An 18,481-nucleotide genomic window follows, 5' to 3' on the forward strand; every position below is an offset into this window, starting at 1 on the left:
GACGGACGTGAACCGATGACGCAGCAGCCCTCCTCCCGGCCGGAGCACGACCCCGCCGCCGACTCCGCCGCGTGGGCGCCCTTCCGGCCCAAGCGGGGACGGGGCGTCGCCCTCGGCGTGGTCTGGTCCTCGCTCGCCGTCTTCGGCATCATCGCCGTCGTCATGCCGGCGCAGGTCGACGGCCGGTGGGGGCTCGGCGACCGCCTCATGTTCTTCGGACTCGGTGTCGCGATCGCCTTCCTCGCCTGGCGGTACGCGTCGATCCGCGCGGTGCCGAGCCGCGCCGGGCTCGTCGTGCGCAACCTCGTGCTCACCCGCACGCTCGAGTGGCCCGAGGTCGTCGGCATCCAGTTCGGCGGGGGAGAGCCCTGGGTCACCCTCGACCTCGAGGACGGCGACACCGTCGCGGTCATGGCGATCCAGAAGGCCGACGGTCCGCTCGCCGGCCGGGAGGCCTCTCGTCTCGCGGCGCTCGTCCAGGCGTTCGGCGAGGCGCGTGAGCCCGGGCCGCGGCAGGATCCGGCATGACGGCTGGGCAGACGGGTGAGCCGACGCCGGAGCGGATGCGCCACGCACTCGGCCATTTCGCCACGGGCGTGACGATCGTGACCGGGTTCGCCGAGGGCGGTGAGCCCGTCGGCTTCGCCTGCCAGTCGTTCGCGTCGGTCTCCCTGCACCCGCCGCTCGTGCTCTTCTGCGCCGACCACCGCGGCCGGTCGTGGCCGCGCATGCGCGACGACGGGCGCTTCACCGTCAACGTGCTCGGGCACGAGCAGCGCGACCTCATCGCGCGCTTCGGCTCGGCCGGCGGCGCCCGGTTCGACTCCCTGGACTGGGAGCCGTCGCACCATGGTGGCCCGAGCCTCCCGGGCGTGCTGATGCGCGTGCACTGCTCGGTCGAGCAGGTGCACGTCGCCGGGGACCACGACGTCGTCGTCGGCCGGGTCCTCGACCTCGAGGACGGTGAGTCGGGCCGGCCGATGCTCTTCTACCGGGGACGTCTCACGGTCACCGAGCGGCGTACGTCTGCCGGCGGCGACGAGGGACCCGCGGCGATCGACGACTACTGGGGCTGAGCCGACGAGGCCGTCGCCCGGGAGTCGGTGCCGTCCACCAGGCCGTCCCACGACCACTGCGGCACGGTCAGGCCGTCGGGCACGTCGTCGGCCGATCCGTGGTAGGTGCTCATGTAGCCCACCGCCCAGCTGAAGTACGCGACGAGCGCGTCGCGCACGTCCGGGTCGTCGGAGAGTCCGGCGTCCTCGACGGCTCGCTCGAAGCACTCGAGCGCCCGCTCGTCCATCTCCTGGTGCGGACCGTTGCCGGAGTGCAGCCGCACGACCGTCGACTCGCTCGCCACGGAGCCCGAGTAGGTGGGCGGGCCGCCGAGCGCCTCGGCCCAGTACGCCGCGAGCCGCATGGTGTGGTCGGGGTGGAAGCCGTGCGAGAAGGCGTGCGACACGACGGGGTCGACGAGGACGCGCTCGTGCCAGGCGTGAGCGAGGGCGACGAGCGCGGGCATCCCGCCGACGGCGTCGTAGATGGTCCGTGTCACCGTCGCAGGCTCCCATCCCGCGGGCAACGCGACAAGGCCTCGGGACCGCAGGGGTCCCGAGGGCTCTCTGTCAGCGGAAGTGGATGAAGTTCGAAGGCCAGGAGTAGCCGCCTCGCTCGAGGATGCGCCGACCGCTCATCGACGTGTACGTCGCGCCGAGGACCGTTCCGCCGTAGCCGCTCTCGGAGATCGCGACGGTGTCGCCGTCGGCACTGACCCAGTCCACGTACGCGACGTGGTTGGAGTTCCACTGGGCGATGTCGCCGACGCGGGGCTTCTGGTCGACGGCGAAGCCCTTGGCCCGGGCGTTCGTGTCCCAGTTCGTCGCGTTGCCGAGGTTGCCGGGGTTCTTGACCCCGTCACGCGAGAGGCGGTACGCGGAGAAGTTCGTGCAGTTGTTGCCCCACGGGTCGACGGGGTAGTTCCACGCGCGCTGGCCGTAGTAGCCGAACCGCTCGATGCAGTCCTGGGTCGCACGGGAGTAGCACTTCCAGCCGGTGGGTGCCGGGCCGCCGGTGATGGCCCAGGTGACGGTGGTGGAGCGGTAGATGGCGACGTTGGCGTTGCCGAGCACGCGCACCACCGACCCGCTCCCGCTCGTCCGGGTCGACCACAGCGTCACCCCGCGCGAGTTGCGCACGACGAAGTTGCCGTCGGTCTGCATCGTGGCCGTGCTCCCGGCACCCGTCGTGAAGGCCGCCCACTGGCGCACTCCGGCGGCGGAGGTCAGCACGAGGTTGCCGTCGGTGCGCATCGTCAGCAGCCACGCCTTGCTCGTCGACAGGATCGACTCGCCGGAGCGCAGCACCTGGCCGGGCAGCATCCGGTCGTAGCGGTAGCCACGGTGGTCCCACACGGTCGTCGTGCCCTGGCGTACCTGGAGCAGGCCGTCGTTGGTCAGCGTGAGCAGGCCGCCCGTCCAGCCGGTGGTCCCGCTCGACCACGCGACCGTGCCGTTGGTGCGGAGCATGACGACGTTGCCGTCGGCTCGGACCGCGAGGCGGTTGCCTGCGCCGGTCGTGCCGCTCGTCCACCGTCGGACACCTGACGAGGTGCTGATGACGAGGTTGCCGTCCGCCTGCATCGTTGCGAGGTACGCCCCCGTGGCTGACCGCAGCGCAGTGCCGGACGAGAGCCACTGGCCGGACCGCAGCGTCGCGCCGGCGACGTAGGTGAAGCCGTCGGTGCGCACGACGGTGCCGGCGCGCGTCGTGACGCGGATCGGGATCGGGCCAGTGGCGATGCGGGCCGGGACCGCCGCGGTCAGCTGGGTGACCGAGACCCGGGTGAACGAGGTCGCCGCGACACCGTTGAAGAGGACGTCGCGCACGTCGGTGAACGACGTGCCGCGCAGGGTGACGACCGTGCCACCGGCCAGCGGACCTGAGGCCGGCGAGACCGAGGCGACGACGGGCGGGTCCTGGAAGCTGAAGCGGCCCGCGGGAACGACGGGCGAGGTGCCACCGGGAGTCGTGACGCGCACGTCCACGTCAGCCTCGGCGTGGACCGGCAGGGTGACCCGCAGCTGGGTCGCCGAGAGGCGCGTCACCGCGGTGGCGGCGACGCCGCCGAACGTCACGGACGAGACGCGGTCGTAGGCCGTCCCGGTGAGGACGACCGTGCCGCCGCCCTTCGTGGGTGCCAGGGAGGGGGAGACCGCCGTGACGGTCGGCACGGCCTGGTAGGTGAACCGAGCGGCAGCGGCGGCCGGCGACACGCCGCCGGGAGTCGTGACGCGGACGTCGACCGTGCCGACGGCCTGGGCGGGTGCCGTGACCCGCAGCGTCGTGTCGGACACCCGGACGAGCCCGGTGCCGGCCACGCCGCCGAAGTCCACGCCCGTCGCGAGGCCGAGGCGGGTGCCCGTGACGGTGACGACGGTGCCGCCGCGCAGCGGCCCCGCCGGGACGGACAGGGCGGACACGGCGGGCACGCCGACGTAGGTGAACCGCCCGCCCGCGGACTCGGGGCTCGTGCCGTTGGGATTGGTGACGCGTACGGACACCGTCCCCTCGGGCTGCGCCGGGGCGGTGACCCGGAGGCTGGTGTCCGAGACGCGCACGAGACCGGTGGCGGCGACGGCGCCGAAGCGGACCGCGGTGGCGTCGGACAGGTGGGCGCCGGTGATCGTCACGACCGTGCCGCCGCGGAGCGGGCCCGCCGTGGCGGACAGCGCGCCGACGACCGGAGGCGAGCCGTAGGCGAAGCGGGCGCCGACCCCGGTGGCAGAGGTGCCCCCCGGGGTGGTGACCTGGACGTCGACGGGTCCGGAGGCGTGGCGCGGCGTCGTGGCGCGCAGCGTCGTCGCTGAGACGCGGACGAGGTTGGTCGCCGCGACCGAGCCGAAGCGGACGGCGGTCGCCCGGCTCAGACCCGTGCCGGTCAGCGTCACGACGGTGCCCCCGGACGGAGGACCCGTCTGGGGGGACAGGGAGGTGATGGCCGGGACCGGGTCGAACGCGAAGGTGCTCGACGTGTGCTCGGGCGACGTGCCGTACGGGGTCGTCACGGTGACGGCGACCACCCCGGCCGCGTGGGCGGGTGTCGTGGCCCGGATGCTTGTGGCCGACACGAAGGTGAAGCGTGCGGGCGTACCGCCGAAGTCGACGCGGGTCACGCCCGTGAACCGGGTCCCGGTGAGCGTGACGACGGTGCCACCACGGACCGGTCCGGCGGTGGTCGACAGCGACGCGACGGCCGGCGGTGCCTGGTAGCCGTAACGGGCTCGTGAGGTCACGGCCGAGGTGCCGCCCGGGGTGGTCACGCGTACGTCCACGGTCCCCACGGGACGCGCCGGCGTCGTGACCCGGAGCGCGGTCGCCGAGACCGGCACGACCTTCGTCGTGGCCGTGGAGCCGAACGCGACGCTCGTGGCCCGGCTGAGACCGGTGCCCGTCAGGGTCACGGTGACCCCACCAGCCGTGGGGCCCGAGGCGGAGGAGATCCCAGTCAGGGTCGGAACCGTTTCGTAGGCAAAGCTGTTCGCGGAGTAGCCGTACGAGATGCCGGCGGCGGTCCGGACGTGCACGTTGACGAGGCCGGCGGGGCGGGCCGGTGAGGTGACGCGGAGCTGGGTCGCGGACAGCACCGTGAAGCGGGCCGTCGTCGCGCCGAAGGTCACCGCGGTCGCGCCCGTGAACCGGGTGCCCGTCAGGGTCACGACCGTGCCCCCGCGCAGCGGACCGGCGGAGACGGAGAGGCCCGTCACCATCGGCGGGGTGACGACGGGGGGAGCGGTGTAGGTGAAGCGGGCGCCGGAGGCCACCGGGGAGGTGCCGCCCGGCGTCGTGGCGCGGACGTCGACGGCGCCCGCCGCGTGTGCCGGGACCGTGACGCGGACCTGCGTCGCCGACAGGCGGGTGAGGCCCCCCGCGGGGGTGGTGCCGAAGAGCACGGCGCTCGTGCGGTAGAGCCCGGTGCCGGTCAGCGTCACGGTGGTGCCGCCGCGCGTCGTGGCGGAGCGGGACGACAGGGAGGACACGGACGGGACGGCGTCGAAGGCGAAGGTCGCGCGTGACGAGATGGGCGACGTGCCGGCCGGGGTGGCGACGCGGACGTTGACCACGCCGAAGGGGTGGGCGGGAGTGACGACCCGGACGCGGGTGCTCGAGACCTTCGTGATGCGGGTGACGGCGGTCGAGCCGAACCAGGCCGTCGTCGTCGCGCCCACGCCGGTGCCCGACAGCTCGACGGTCGTGCCGCCTCGGGTCGGGCCCGCCACGACGGACAGGCTGATCGCCGTGGGGGCGGCGGCGAGGGACGGTGCCGCGACGGCGGTGACGGAGGCCGCGGCTGCCGTTGGCGCGGTCGCGAGTCCCGGCACTCCGGCGAGGAGGGCCGTCACGACGAGGCCGGAGAGCAGGCGCCCGGTCGTCCTGCGGTCGACGTCGCGGTCTCGCTCGGGCAGCGGGGTGTGGCGGGGCAGCATTCGTCCGTCTCCTTGCAGTCAGCACGTCCGGCGAGCATTCTGCACAGGCAAATCGTCCTTTGTACGCCGTTTCGCCCTAATTGGCTCGTCCCAAGCGCACCACGAGCCCCAGATGTGGGGGTCGGGAGGCGAACGACCGGTTCGGTCCCGGCGTCACCCGACCCTCACGTGGCGCTCACTCCACGCGGCGCAGGTCGGGCCGCAGCCGCTGGACGACGAAGAGCTGGACGACCCCGATCGCGGCGAGGATGCCCCAGACGAGCGACAGGCTCCCGGTGACGTCGCGCACGAGCCCCATCGCCAGGGGTCCGATCGAGGCGAGGCCGTAGGAGATGAGGAACGCCATGCCGGTCAGGCGCCCGCTCGCCTCGGGGGTGCGGGCGTAGCGCACGAGGAGCACGAGCGCGAGGGAGAAGGCGGCGCCCTGGCCGAGCCCGGTGACGACCGCCCACACCCACGGCGCCGAGAGTGGTGCGACCCAGATCCCGACGGAGCCGGCGATCCCGAGCACCGCGGCCAGCCACAAGAGACGGCGCATGTCCCGGGTGCGGTCGCTGACCACGGGGCCGAGCAGGCCAGAGACGATCTGGGCCCCGCTGAAGACCGCGGCGAGGTAGCCGGCAGACCCCCGTGACCATCCGTGCTCGACGTACGTCGGGGCGAGCCACGTGACGGCCGAGTAGAAGCACCACGACTGCAGGGTGAGGTAGCCGGCGACCAGCCAGGCCGTGTGGTGCCGCCACGGCAGCCGGCCCGGGCCTTCCTCGTCCGGCGTGTGGTGCGGGTTGGCGCGCAGGGTGAACGGCGCCCACGCGAGGGCACCGACGAGGGCGATGACCGACCACGAACCCAGCGAGGCCTGCCAGCTGCCGAGTCGGTCGGCGAGCGGCACGGCGAGCGCCGAGCTGAGGGCCGCCCCACCCATCATCGCGAGCATGTAGAGGCCCGTGACGAGACCGGTCCGCTCGGGTGGGAAGAAGGTCTTGACGAGTCTCGGCAGCAGTGTGCCGGCGACGGCGATCCCGACGCCGCAGAGGAAGGTCCCCGCGTAGAGCACGACGACGTGGTCGCCGGCGAAGCGGCTGGCCGTGCCGACGAGGATGCTGATGACCGCTCCGAGCACCGCAGCGGCCGCCCCGGTGCGGTGGGCGATCCGGCTCGCGACGGGCGCGAAGAGCCCCATGCAGAGGACCGGCAGGGTCGTGAGTGCCCCGGCCGCGGCGTGGCTGAGGCCGAGGTCGGCGGAGATCGCGTCGAGCAGCGGAGGGACGCTCGTGATCGCGATCCGGAGGTTCGCGGCGACGGCGACGAGCGCGAGGGCCATGACCCAGACGGGCGGCAGGGGGCGGAGCGGTCGGTCTCGTCGAAGCACCATCAGAGACTAGATGTGTCGAGGACGAGGTCCGCGCGCTCCCTCGTCGCGTCGGCGCTGAAGAGCGCCGACTCCTGGTCGGCCCAGCGCTGCCACTGGGGTCGGTAGACCTCACCGTCGCGGTCGATCCCGCGGCGCATCCGCAACGCGGTGTCGGCGTCCACGAAGACGGACACGGCGGCATACGACCCCGCGGGCTCCACGCTGGACCCGCACCCCTCGACGACGAGGAAAGTGCACGGTGGCACGTCGCGCGTGCCCGACCACTGCTCGCGGACCCAGCTCCACAGCCGGTAGGTCGCCCGCTCGCCGCGCGCCATCGGCTCGAGCACCTGCGCCGCGAGCAGCCCGGGTGCCTGGGCCAGCCCGTCCCAGCCGGGGTAGAGGTGGTCCATGTGGACGACGGCGACGGGACCCCTCGGCGCCAGCGCGAGCTCGATCCCGCGGGCCAGCGTCGTCTTGCCGGCGCCGCTGGGCCCGTCGAGGGCGATGACGACCACGTCACCGCAGCGGGGCTCCGCCACGAGCGCGAGGGACACGACGGCGGCGACGTGATCCTCGCGCGGCGGCCGCGTCACCTCGTCCCACATGGGCGTGACCCTACCGACCCGTGACCGTCACCCGGGCTGCCCTAGATTTGTCGCATGCCGGTCGCCACGAGAGTCATCGCCTGTCTGGACGTCGACGCCGGGCGCGTCGTCAAGGGCGTCAACTTCGAGAACCTCCGTGACGCCGGCGACCCCGTCGAGCTCGCGAAGCTCTACGACGACCAGGGCGTCGACGAGCTGACCTTCCTCGACGTCACGGCGAGCAGCGGTGACCGGGAGACCACCTACGACGTCGTGCGCCGGACGGCCGAGCAGGTCTTCATCCCACTCACCGTCGGGGGTGGCGTGCGCACCGTCGACGACGTCGACCGCCTGCTGCGCGCCGGCGCCGACAAGGTCGGGGTCAACACCGCCGCCCTCGCCCGACCCGAGCTGATCTCCGAGATCGCGGCCCGGTTCGGCGCACAGGTGCTCGTCCTGTCGGCCGACGTCCGCCGGCGACTCGGCGACGGCGGCCGGCCCACCGACGACTTCGTCATGACGACCCACGGGGGCCGCACGCCGGTCGACCTCGACGCCGTCGAATGGTGCGCGCGGGCCGCGGAGCTCGGGGCGGGCGAGATCCTGCTCAACTCGATGGACGCGGACGGCACGAAGGACGGCTTCGACCTCGAGCTGATCCGGCGCGTGCGCGCGGCCGTGTCGGTGCCCGTCATCGCGAGCGGGGGCGCCGGACGCGTCGAGCACTTCGCACCCGCGGTCGCCGCTGGCGCGGACGCCGTGCTCGCCGCGAGCGTCTTCCACTTCCGCGAGCTCACCGTCGGCGACGTCAAGGACGCCCTGCGCGCAGCCGGTGTGACGGTCCGCTGAATGCCGTCCGGCCGGTGCCGGCGGGTCAGCTGATGCCGAGGGCGGTCTTCTGGAGCGCGGCGATGTCGTCCGCGTCGCCCTCGAACTCGACGCGCGCCACGCTCTTGCGGCCGTAGGCGTAGAGCACGAGCTCGGCGGGCGTCCCGCGGAGCACGACGGTGCCGTGCTCGTCGGGCAGCCTGGCGGCGTAGCGGCCCTGACCCTCGGCGATGAGCACGATCCCCGTCGGCGCCTTCCGGAACATCAGGCGTGACGAGCGCTTGAGCGCCGACCAGAGCTTGCCCGACAGCTGGGGCGACAGCTCGCGCGGCTCCCAGCCGGGCTGGGCGCGGCGGGCGTCCTCGTGGTGGACGAAGAACTCGATGAGGTTGGTCACCTCGTCGACCTTGGGGTGCGCCATGGGGTTCCACACCGGGGCCCCCCGGCGGACGCGGTCGACGAGCGCCGTGTAGTCGCCGTGCGCGATCCTGCCCTGCTCCTTCTCGAGGTGACCCGCGAGGAACGGGACGAAGCGCCCGGCCGTCAGGTCGGGCCGGTGCTCGCGGACCAGCAGGTGGGCTGCCAGGTCACGCGTCTCCCACCCCTCGCACATCGTCGGCTGGTCGGGTCCGAGCCGGTTGAGCTCGTCGCAGAGCAGGAGGCGTTCGGACTGGGCGTGGCGCGTCATGACGCCATCCTCTCAGGGCGTCGGCCACGACCGAATCTCGGTGGCCCGGGCGGAGGTCTGTGCCTAGGGTCGGACGGTGATCGAGCTCGTGCGCCCCACCGTCGACCTGTCCGACTCGTGGTGGGAGATGGTCGACGACTTCGCCGACACGACCATCCACGGCTCGAGCTACCGCTCGGGCGACCGCGAGCTCCTGAGCGACCGCGACGCCTTCGAGGAGTGGGTCGACTGGCTCGGCCGGATGGAGCGGTCCGACGAGGCCCTCCCGCAGGGCCGGGTGCCGTCGTCGAACCGGTGGGTCGTCCGCGACGGTCGTGTCGTCGGCACGATCGCCGTGCGCCACGCGCTCACCCCGTCCCTCGTCGCCGAGGGCGGACACATCGGGTATGCCGTGTCGCCGGCTGTCCGACGCCAGGGGATCGCCCGCGCCGCGCTGGGTCTCGCGCTCCGCCTCGCCGCGTCCCGCGGGATCGACCCCGTCCTCGTGACGTGCGACGCGACCAACACGGCCTCCGCGCGGACCATCACGTCGTCCGGCGGCGTCCTGGAGGACGAGCGGGAGGGCGTCCTGCGGCACTGGGTCCGGACCGGCGCCCCGGCGCAGCCGATCGGCCCGGGACCGATCGAGACACGGGAGGCGAGGCTCGTGCCGGTGACGTCCGAGGAGGCCGCGGCGATGCGGGCGGGGGAGACGCGCGAGGGGTGGGCCGAGGGCTACCCGCGCGAGGACGACCTCGACGCCGTCGGGATGATGCCCTCCGGCCCCGACGCGTGGACCCCGCGCCACATCGTCCGGAGGTCCGACGGGCTGGCCGTCGGCTCGATCGGCTGCTTCGGGCCTCCTGACGAAGGCGTGGTCGAGATCGGCTACGGGCTCGTCGAGCAGGCCCGGGGAGGGGGTCTCATGACCGACGTCCTGTCCGGGATGGTGCGCTCGCTCGAGGCCGCCGGCCTCACCGTGGTCGCTCACACCGAGCCCGCCAACGTCGCCAGCCACCGGGTCCTCGCGCGTCTCGGTTTCGAGCGGGCCGACGAGCCGGCGGACGCGGGCGCAGGCGCGGAGTGGCTCTGGACCAGACGGTCGGATGTCAGATGTGTCGGTGACGCGTGAGAGGCTGAGGGGTCGACCACAGAGCACGTCACCAGGGGAGCAGCACACCGTGAACGTCCCGCCCACCTCGACCCTTCGGGAGGGTCTCGCCGTCATCGGCCGGGGCATCAAGGGCCAGCCGCGCTGGTTCTCCCTCGCCGTGGTCGGCAGCGTCGTCTACGGCGTCATGACGAGCCTGACGGCGGCGGCCATCGGCTTCGTCGTCCAGCACGCCATCTCGCCCGCCATCGAGGCCGGATACGTCACCGCGTCCCAGCTGTGGTTCATCGGCGGAGTCATGGCCGCGGTTGTGCTCACGACGATCATCGGTGTCATCGGCCGCCGCATCGCCGGCGGCGTCGCGATGTACAACCTCGGCGCGATGTACCGCGGCCAGGTCACGCGCCAGTACCTCCGGCTCCCGCTCAGCTGGCACCACAAGCACCCGTCCGGTCAGCTGCTCTCCAACGCGAACGCCGACGTCGAGGCGACGTGGAACATCTTCGCGCCGCTGCCGATGGCCCTCGGTGTCGTCGTCATGCTCGTCTTCGGCATCGTCCAGATGGTCATCGTCGACCCCTGGCTCGCGCTCGTGGGGCTCACCGTCTTCCCGATGCTCTTCCTGGCCAACGTCGCCTTCCAGCGAGCCATGTCGCCGCGGGTCACCCGAGCGCAGCAGCTGCGCGCCGACGTCTCCGAAGTGGCCCACGAGAGCTTCGAGGCGGCGCTCATCGTCAAGTCACTCGGCCGAGAGGACCACGAGGCCGAGCGCTTCCGCGTCGTCACCCACGAGCTGCGCGACGCCAACATCGAGGTCGGCCGCACGCGTGGCCGCTTCGACCCCGCCATCGAGGCCATCCCCACGATCGGGACGCTCGCAGTGCTCTTCGTCGGCACCCTCCGGGTCAGCAGCGGCCAGCTCACGGCCGGCCAGGTCGTCCAGATCGCCTACCTCTTCTCGATCCTCGCCTTCCCCGTGCGAGCCCTCGGGTGGGTCCTCGCCGAGCTGCCGCGCGCCGTCGTCGGGTGGAAGCGCGTCTCGGCCGTCCTGGACGCGACGGGCAGCATGACCTTCGGTGACCGTGCGCTGCCCCGGGGCAGCGCGAGCCACCTGCAGGCCGAGCGACTCGCGTACGCCTATGAGATCGAGACCGAGACCGAGACGGGCGAGGCCGACCGCAACCCGGCGGTCGTCGACGTCACCCTCGACGTCGCGCCCGGAGCGACGGTCGCGATCGTCGGGCCCACGGGCAGCGGCAAGTCGACGCTGACCAACCTCGTCATGCGGCTCGTCGACCCCGACTCGGGGGCGGTGCTCGTCGACGACGTCGACCTGCGCGAGGTGCGCCGTGGCGGCATCAGCGACGTCGCTGCGCTCGTCGCGCAGCAGACCTTCATGTTCGACGACACCGTCCGCGGCAACATCACCCTCGGTGTCGAGCACGACGACGAGAGCGTCTGGCGCGCGCTGCACGTGGCGCAGGGCGCCGGCTTCGTCGAGCGTCTGCCCGACGGTCTCGAGACCCACGTCGGCGAGCGCGGCGCGAGCCTCTCCGGCGGACAGCGCCAGCGCATCGCCCTGGCCCGTGCCGTGATCCGTGAGCCGCAGCTGCTCATCCTCGACGACGCCACGTCGGCCGTCGACCCGAGCGTCGAGCAGGCCATCCTCGCCAGGCTCCGAGAGGCGAGCTCGGGCACCACCGTCCTCGTCGTCGCCTACCGCATGGCCACGATCCTGCTCGCCGACGAGATCGTCTACCTCGAGGGCGGTCGGGTCGTCGACCATGGCTCCCACGAGCAGCTCCTCGGCCGGTGCGTCGGCTACGAGCGGCTCGTCACGGCATACGCCCGCGAGGCCGCGGAGCGCGAGGCCATCGCGTCCGCCGAGGAGCGCGACGAGCCCGGGCTCGGCGCCGACGCGGCCGAGGAGGTCTCCCGATGAGCATGCGGTCGCAGGTCCTCGTCGAGCACCACGGTGTCGCGACGGGCAAGGAGATGACGACGTGGCAGACTCTGCGTCGCGGTGTCGAGCTCTCACCCGAGCTGCGCAAGGGCATCTGGGTGACGGTGCTCCTCGCCGTGCTCTCGACCCTCGGCCGGGTGCTCGTGCCGTTCGTCGTCCAGCGCATCACCGACAACGGCCTCCTCGCCGAGGGCGGTCCCGACACCCAGGTCGTGGCCGTCTACATCGGCGTCGCCCTCGTCGGCGTCGCCGTGACGGCGGTCTCCGCCTACTTCGTCAATATCCGCCTGTTCCGGTCGTCCGAGAACGGCCTGGCGTCGTTGCGTCTCAGGGCCTTCCGGCACATCCACGACCTGGCGATGCTCACCCAGAACACCGAGCGGCGCGGGTCGCTCGTCTCCCGCGTCACGTCCGACGTCGACACGATCTCGATGTTCGTGCAGTTCGGCGGGCTCATGCTCATGATCAACATCGCGCAGATCTCGCTCGCGACGGTGCTCATGGTCGTCTACAGCCCGCTCCTCGGCCTCGTCGTGTGGCTGTGCTTCGTGCCGCTCTTCGTCATCATCCGCAAGTTCCAGGGCATCGTCGGCCGGGCCTACACGAAGGTGCGCGAACGCGTCGGCGACATGCTCGGAGCCATCTCCGAGGCCGTTGTCGGGGCGCAGGCCATCCGCGCCTACGGCGTCGAGGACCGCACCGCCGAGCGCATCGATGCCGCGGTCGAGGCGCACCGCAAGGCGGCCATCGGCGCCCAGGCCCGCTCGGTCGTGGCGTTCACGTCGGGGCAGCTCGTCTCCGGACTCACCACGGCAGTCGTCCTCGTCGTCGGCACCGTGCTCGCCGCCCGCGGCAGCCTGACGCTGGGAGAGCTGCTCGCCTTCCTCTTCCTCGTCAACCTCTTCACGCAGCCGGTCCAGCAGGCCACCGAGATCCTCAACGAGATGCAGAACGCCGTCGCCGGATGGCGCCGGGTCATCGGCATCATCGACACCCCCGCCGACGTCTCCGACCCGGGCGACTCCGGCGTCACCTTGCCGCGCGGACCGATCACCGTGCAGTTCAACGAGGTCGGCTTCGCCTACCCCGGTGGCGCGCCCGTGCTCCACGACATCGACCTGACGATCGCGCCGCGCAGCCGCGTCGCGATCGTCGGCGAGACCGGGTCGGGCAAGTCGACCCTCGCCAAGCTGCTCACCCGGCTCATGGACTCGAGCAGCGGGCAGGTGCTCCTCGACGGCGTCGACCTGCGCACGATCCGCTTCTCGTCGCTGCGGTCCCGCGTCGTGCTCGTCCCCCAGGAGGGATTCCTCTTCGACGGCACGCTGCTCGACAACATCCGCTTCGGCCGTCCAGGGGCCAGCGAGCAGGAGGTGCGCCTCACCTTCACCGAGCTCGGCCTCGACCCGTGGGTCTCGACCCTTCCGCTCGGTCTGGCGACCGACGTGGGCCAGCGCGGCGAGTCGTTGTCGGCCGGCGAGCGTCAGCTCGTCGCGCTGGCCCGGGCCTACCTCGCCGACCCCGACCTGCTCGTCCTCGACGAGGCGACGTCGGCCGTCGACCCGAGCACCGAGGTGCGGATCCAACGCGCCCTCGACTCGCTGACCCGCGGCCGCACGTCCATCGCGATCGCGCACCGGCTCTCGACGGCCCAGGCGGCCGACGAAGTGATCGTCGTCGACGCCGGCCGCATCGTCGAGCGTGGCCACCACACGGAGCTCGTCCGCCTCGGCGGTGTCTACTCGAAGCTCCACGAGTCGTGGGTCGCCCAGCAGCAGGCGGTCTGACCGGCTGCTACGGGCCGATCCGCCCGACGAGCGAGGCGATCGACGTAGCCACGACGTCGGGCTCGGTGACGAAGGCCAGGTGCAACCCCTCGAGGTCTGCGACGGGCCAGCCGTGACGCTCGGCGAAGGCGCGCTCGTCCCCGTAGGTGACGCCGAAGGCGAGGTAGGCGTTGGGGCCGTCGACCCAACCGGGCGGCGCCGCGACGACTGTGTCGAAGTAGTCGAGGGGCAGGCGCGGGCAGACCGCGTCCACGGCGTCGAAGAGGTCCGCCGGCAGGACCTCGTCGAGGTCGGTCCGCGGCCACCACCGGGTCCACGGCGGGAGTTGTCCCTCGGCATCGGCGAGCTCGCCCAGCCACTCGCGGAACGGGGCCGGAGCGAGGGCGCACGACCCGGCGGCCGGCGGTAGGGCAGCGTCCATGAACACGATCGGACCGGGCGTCCCGCCGGTTGCGCGCACGAGTGGTGCGAGGTAGCCGGCGTTGCTGTGGGCGACGAGGACCGTGCCCGGTCCGACGAGGCTCGCCCAGCGCGCGACGAGGTCGAGCGCGCCCTGCCCGGTGTCGAGGAGTCCTGGGGCGACGGACGCCGACAGTCCGCGGCGGCCGAGGGCGTCGCGCAGGCCGTCGTGGACCGAGGCCGGGAGCAGGGGACTCGGGAGCACGAGCAGGGTCCGGGACGCACGGTCGGGGTCCACCCGCCGATCGTAGGTCCGGACCGGACCGGCGGCCCGGGGGACCGGCCCGGCACAATGGGCAGGTGACCGACGCCCTCGACCCGATTTCCGACCCCACCACGCTCGACCCGCAGATCGCCAGTCTGCTCAAGCGTGACGAGCACGGCCTCGTGGCCGCCGTCGTGCAGCAGCACGACACGGGCGACGTGCTCATGGTCGGCTGGATGGACGACGAGGCGCTGCGCCGCACCCTGGGGGAGGGCCGGGTGACCTTCTGGTCACGTAGCCGGCAGGAGTACTGGCGCAAGGGGGACACGAGCGGCCACGTCCAGTGGGTCAAGGGTGTCCGCCTCGACTGCGACGGCGACGCCCTGCTCGTCACGGTCGACCAGGTCGGCGCGGCCTGCCACACCGGGGACCGCACGTGCTTCGACGCGCGCGTGCTCCCTGCCACCGTCGGCGAGCCCGAGCCCACCACCACCACCTGACACCCGTCGAGTGAGCCCTCCGTCCCACTCGACTGAGCGTTCCGCCCCACGTTCCTGTGACCGGGCGCTGACTCGACCGTGCTTGCGCGCCCACTCGAGTGGCGTGGGGAGCGGCGGGGCGTGTTCGACGGGTGAGGCGGGGACACGGCATACGACCGCGTGGGCCAGAATGGCTCGGTGCCCGACTCGAACACCTCGCTCGCCGCCGCGCCCGCGCCACACGCCGACCTCGCGTGGGGACGCACGTGGCCGAGCCTCGAGGTCTTCACCGAGCTGGCGCTCGAGCACCGTCGCGTCATCCCGGTCGTACGCCGGGTGCTCGCCGACGCGGAGACGCCCGTCGGCGTCTACCGCAAGCTCGCCAAGAACGCCCCGGGCACCTTCCTGCTCGAGTCCGCCGAGCACGGCGGCGTCTGGTCGCGCTACTCGATCGTCGGGGCGCGCAGCGCGGCGACGTTGACCGAGAAGGACGGCCGGGTCCACTGGATCGGCGAGCCGCCGGTCGGGCTGCCCACCGACGGCGACCCGACCGCGGCGGTCCGCGACACGGTCGCCGCCCTCGCGACGCCTCGCACGCCGGGTCTGCCGCCCCTGACCGGGGGACTCGTCGGGGCCATCACGTACGACGCCGTCCGCCGCTGGGAGAAGGTCCCCGACGGCGGCCGCGACGAGCTCGACCTGCCCGAGGTCGCGATGATGCTCGCCACCGACCTCGCGGTCTTCGACCACAGCGACGGCTCCCTGCTGCTCATTGCCAACGCCGTCAACCACGACGCGACCGACGAGCGCATCGAGGACGCGTGGGCCGATGCCGTGAGCCGTCTCGACCGGATGACCGACGAGCTCGCGGCCCCCGCGCCGAGCACCGTGGCCACCATCGAGCCCACCCCGAGCCACCCGACGAGCAGCCACACGCAGGCCGAGTACGAGGAGATGGTCGAGGAGGCCAAGGAGGCGATCCGGGCCGGCGAGGCCTTCCAGATCGTCGTCTCCCAGCGCTTCACGGTGCCCTGCCGGGCCGACGCCCTCGACGTCTACCGCGCGCTGCGGGTCAGCAACCCCAGCCCGTACATGTACCTCCTGCGGCTCCCTCATCCCGACGGCACGGCCTACGACATCGTCGGCTCGAGCCCCGAGGCGCTCATCAAGGTGACGGGACGCCAGGCGATCACCCACCCCATCGCCGGGTCGCGCCCGCGGGGCAAGAGTCCCGACCACGACGCGCACCTCGCCGAGGAGCTGCTCGGCGACGCGAAGGAGCGGGCCGAGCACCTCATGCTCGTCGACCTCGCCCGCAACGACCTCCAGCGCATCTGCCGCGCCGGCACCGTCGACACCGTCGACTTCATGTCGATCCGGCGCTACAGCCACATCATGCACATCGAGTCGACGGTCGTGGGTGACCTCCGCGACGACCAGAGCGCCTACGACGCGCTCGTCGCCACGTTCCCCGCCGGCACGCTGAGCGGGGCCCCCAAGCCGCGGGCCATGGCCCTCATCGACGCCTACGAGGGGCTGCGGCGCGGTCTCTACGGCGGCGTCGTCGGCTACCTCGACTTCGCCGGCGACCTCGACATGGCCATCGCCATCCGCACGGCGCTCATCAAGGACGGCCGCGCGCACGTCCAGGCCGGCGCGGGGATCGTCGCCGACTCCGTGCCGCACCTCGAGTACGAGGAGACGGTCAACAAGGCCGCTGCCGCCCTGCGCGCCGTGGCGGCCGCCGCGGGCCTGCGACCGCTGGGAGACCACCGCCCATGACGTCCGTAGCACCGTCCGGCACCCGGCCCGGCGCCCTCGACAAGAAGCGCGCGGCCCTCGTCGTCCTCGTCCCCGCGGCCCTGCTGCTCGGCCTCACGACGCGGACGTGGGCGAGCGGTGAGTCCAAGGACGTCCTCAGCCAGGCGGTCACCGACGTGACCGGCGGCACCGCGGCACCCGGGGTCGTCGGTCTCACGACCGTCTGCGTGGTGGCCCTGCTCGGCCTCATGACGGGTGGCCGCATCATCCGGGCCGTCGCCGCGATCGTCCTCGTGCTGGCCTCGCTCGGTGCCCTGGCCATGACGGTCCTCGTCGCGCTGCGCCCGGTCGACACCGTCGCCGACGCTGTCGCCCGCGAGCTCGCCCGGACGACGGCTCCGGCCGCCACCGGAGCGAGCACCGTGTGGGTCTGGCTGGCCGTCGCAGCGGCGGTCCTGCTGGCCCTCGGGTCCGCCTCGGCAGCCGTGTCGAGCCGCAGGTGGGCCGGCCTCTCGGGTCGCTACGAGCGCGGCGACAAGCCCGCGAGCGGGCCGCGTGGAGAGGTCCGCACGACGTGGGACGAGCTGTCCGAGGGCCGGGACCCGACCCTGCGCGACGCCCCTGACGAGACCTGACAGAATGAACGTCGTCGGCCCGCACGCGAGTGGCGCCGATCGGACCAGAGAGGACGCCATGGAAGAGCAGCACGAGGACCACGGTCACAGCACCGCAGCCTGGACCGGGGTCGGAGTCATCCTGCTCGGCACGGCCATCGCGTCGGTCGCGGTCGTCATCCCCAGCCTCGTCCTCGGCATCATCGGTGCCGTCGTCATCGTGGCCGGTGTCGCCGCGGGCAAGACGATGTCCATGGCCGGCTACGGCAACAAGGGGCACCACGCGCAGGCGGGCTCGATCGTCGACGCCCCCGACGAGACGGGCGCCGAGACCATCGGCAAGAGCTGAGAGCAGTGCCGACGGTTCTCGACGGGATCATCAGCGGCGTCCGCGAGGATCTCGGACGCCGTCGCGCCGCGCTGTCGCCGGCTGACCTGGAGGCGCGGCTCGCGTCGGTGCCCCCGGCGCTCGACCCGATGCCGGGCATCCGCTCCGCAGAAGGCGTCGCCGTCATCGCCGAGGTCAAGCGGTCGAGCCCGAGCAAGGGCGCGCTCGCGGACATCCCCGAGCCCGGCCTGCTGGCGCGGTCGTATGCCGCCGGGGGAGCGAGCGCCATCAGCGTGCTCACCGAGGAGCGCCGGTTCTCCGGCAGCCTCGCTGACCTCGACGAGGTGCGCGCGGCGGTCCGGACTCCTTTGCTGCGCAAGGACTTCATGGTCGACGCCTACCAGGTGACCGAGGCCCGGGCCCACGGCGCGGACCTCATCCTGCTCATCGTCGCGGCTCTCGACGACGCCCTCATGCGCGACCTGCACGAGCAGGCCCGCGAGCTCGGCATGACCGCGCTCGTCGAGGTCCACGACGCCGCCGAGCTCGACCGGGCCCTTGCGCTCGACCCTGTCCTCGTCGGCGTCAACGCCCGCAACCTCAAGACCCTCGAGGTCGACCCCCGCACCGTGACCGACCTGCTGCCGCGCGTCCCCGAGGGCGTCGTCGGCGTGGCCGAGTCCGGGGTCAGCGGGCCGGCCGACGTCGCCGCGTACGTGCGGGCGGGAGCCGGTGCCGTGCTCGTCGGCGAGGCCCTCGTCAAGGACGGCGCCCCCGAGGCCGCGATCCGCGGCTTCATCGACGCCGCGACCGCGGTCCGGGCCTCGGCCCGACCCGGCGCGGCAGGAGAGTGAG

The 18,481-nt window shown here is 72.9% G+C and carries 17 protein-coding genes; 11 read left to right on the forward strand and 6 right to left on the reverse strand.

Translation table 11 applies throughout. The features are described from left to right. The first annotated feature begins 15 nt into the window (after positions 1-15). Both ASE25_RS18270 and ASE25_RS18275 read left to right on the forward strand, forming a co-directional pair. On the forward strand, positions 16-528 hold the full coding sequence (locus tag ASE25_RS18270; protein ID WP_056827038.1) for a PH domain-containing protein: 513 nt from the start codon (positions 16-18) through the stop codon (positions 526-528). Further along, positions 525-1,076 (forward strand): flavin reductase family protein, encoded by a 552-nt coding sequence (locus tag ASE25_RS18275; protein WP_056776542.1) that lies wholly within the window; start codon positions 525-527, stop codon positions 1,074-1,076. Before ASE25_RS18270 ends, ASE25_RS18275 begins: the two co-directional genes overlap by 4 nt. Here the strand turns inward: ASE25_RS18275 and ASE25_RS18280 are convergent. The 4 genes from ASE25_RS18280 to ASE25_RS18295 form a co-directional block, all read right to left on the reverse strand. Next, positions 1,064-1,555 (reverse strand): group II truncated hemoglobin, encoded by a 492-nt coding sequence (locus tag ASE25_RS18280; protein ID WP_082619826.1) that lies wholly within the window; start codon positions 1,553-1,555, stop codon positions 1,064-1,066. The two genes, ASE25_RS18275 and ASE25_RS18280, sit on opposite strands and share 13 nt — an antisense overlap. 70 nt (positions 1,556-1,625) lie before the next feature. Next, positions 1,626-5,483, reverse strand: a complete 3,858-nt coding sequence (locus ASE25_RS18285; protein ID WP_056826944.1) for an IPT/TIG domain-containing protein — start codon at positions 5,481-5,483, stop codon at positions 1,626-1,628. Positions 5,484-5,658: 175 nt separating this feature from the next. Further along, the gene (locus ASE25_RS18290) at positions 5,659-6,855 is read right to left on the reverse strand and encodes a CynX/NimT family MFS transporter (RefSeq protein WP_235508747.1); all 1,197 of its coding nucleotides are present in this window, start codon (positions 6,853-6,855) and stop codon (positions 5,659-5,661) included. Between the two features lie 2 nt (positions 6,856-6,857). Then, positions 6,858-7,445 (reverse strand): uridine kinase, encoded by a 588-nt coding sequence (locus tag ASE25_RS18295; protein ID WP_056826945.1) that lies wholly within the window; start codon positions 7,443-7,445, stop codon positions 6,858-6,860. 54 nt (positions 7,446-7,499) lie between these two features. Between ASE25_RS18295 and hisF the strand changes: the two genes are divergently transcribed. Continuing rightward, complete coding sequence (gene hisF / locus ASE25_RS18300) at positions 7,500-8,273, forward strand: imidazole glycerol phosphate synthase subunit HisF (RefSeq protein ID WP_056776551.1); 774 nt, start codon at positions 7,500-7,502, stop codon at positions 8,271-8,273. A 25-nt stretch (positions 8,274-8,298) separates the two neighbouring features. Here the strand turns inward: hisF and ASE25_RS18305 are convergent, their stop codons facing one another. Next, positions 8,299-8,940 (reverse strand): TIGR03085 family metal-binding protein, encoded by a 642-nt coding sequence (locus ASE25_RS18305; protein WP_056826946.1) that lies wholly within the window; start codon positions 8,938-8,940, stop codon positions 8,299-8,301. A 76-nt stretch (positions 8,941-9,016) separates the two neighbouring features. On the opposite strand from ASE25_RS18305, the gene ASE25_RS18310 reads away from it, so the two are divergent. Genes ASE25_RS18310 through ASE25_RS18320 form a run of 3 tightly spaced genes read left to right on the forward strand, consistent with a single transcriptional unit; the run spans position 9,017 to position 13,780 of the window. Then, the gene (locus ASE25_RS18310; RefSeq protein ID WP_056826947.1) at positions 9,017-10,051 is read left to right on the forward strand and encodes a GNAT family N-acetyltransferase; all 1,035 of its coding nucleotides are present in this window, start codon (positions 9,017-9,019) and stop codon (positions 10,049-10,051) included. Positions 10,052-10,100: 49 nt separating this feature from the next. Beyond that, positions 10,101-11,972, forward strand: a complete 1,872-nt coding sequence (locus ASE25_RS18315; protein WP_056826948.1) for an ABC transporter ATP-binding protein — start codon at positions 10,101-10,103, stop codon at positions 11,970-11,972. Then, complete coding sequence (locus tag ASE25_RS18320) at positions 11,969-13,780, forward strand: ABC transporter ATP-binding protein (RefSeq protein WP_056826949.1); 1,812 nt, start codon at positions 11,969-11,971, stop codon at positions 13,778-13,780. Before ASE25_RS18315 ends, ASE25_RS18320 begins: the two co-directional genes overlap by 4 nt. 7 nt (positions 13,781-13,787) lie before the next feature. Here the strand turns inward: ASE25_RS18320 and ASE25_RS18325 are convergent, their stop codons facing one another. Further along, a complete protein-coding gene (locus ASE25_RS18325) occupies positions 13,788-14,477 on the reverse strand; it encodes a hypothetical protein (protein WP_056776563.1) in 690 nt (229 codons plus the stop codon). Between the two features lie 62 nt (positions 14,478-14,539). Here ASE25_RS18325 and hisI point away from each other — a divergent pair, with 62 nt between their 5' ends. The 5 genes from hisI to trpC all read left to right on the forward strand — a co-directional run bounded on the left by hisI (position 14,540) and on the right by trpC (position 18,480). Further along, a complete protein-coding gene (hisI, locus tag ASE25_RS18330) occupies positions 14,540-14,944 on the forward strand; it encodes a phosphoribosyl-AMP cyclohydrolase (protein ID WP_056776569.1) in 405 nt (134 codons plus the stop codon). 177 nt (positions 14,945-15,121) lie between these two features. Beyond that, on the forward strand, positions 15,122-16,705 hold the full coding sequence (locus ASE25_RS18335) for an anthranilate synthase component I (protein ID WP_056827040.1): 1,584 nt from the start codon (positions 15,122-15,124) through the stop codon (positions 16,703-16,705). Next, entirely contained in the window at positions 16,702-17,319 is a 618-nt protein-coding gene (locus ASE25_RS18340; RefSeq protein WP_056826950.1) for a Trp biosynthesis-associated membrane protein, read from the forward strand. Before ASE25_RS18335 ends, ASE25_RS18340 begins: the two co-directional genes overlap by 4 nt. 58 nt (positions 17,320-17,377) lie before the next feature. Beyond that, the gene (locus tag ASE25_RS18345; protein ID WP_235508748.1) at positions 17,378-17,647 is read left to right on the forward strand and encodes an HGxxPAAW family protein; all 270 of its coding nucleotides are present in this window, start codon (positions 17,378-17,380) and stop codon (positions 17,645-17,647) included. A gap of 5 nt (positions 17,648-17,652) precedes the next feature. Then, a complete protein-coding gene (gene trpC, locus ASE25_RS18350; protein ID WP_056826951.1) occupies positions 17,653-18,480 on the forward strand; it encodes an indole-3-glycerol phosphate synthase TrpC in 828 nt (275 codons plus the stop codon). The last annotated feature ends 1 nt before the right edge of the window (position 18,481 follow it).

Source organism: Terrabacter sp. Root85, from assembly GCF_001429185.1.
Classification (GTDB): Bacteria; Actinomycetota; Actinomycetes; order Actinomycetales; family Dermatophilaceae; genus Terrabacter.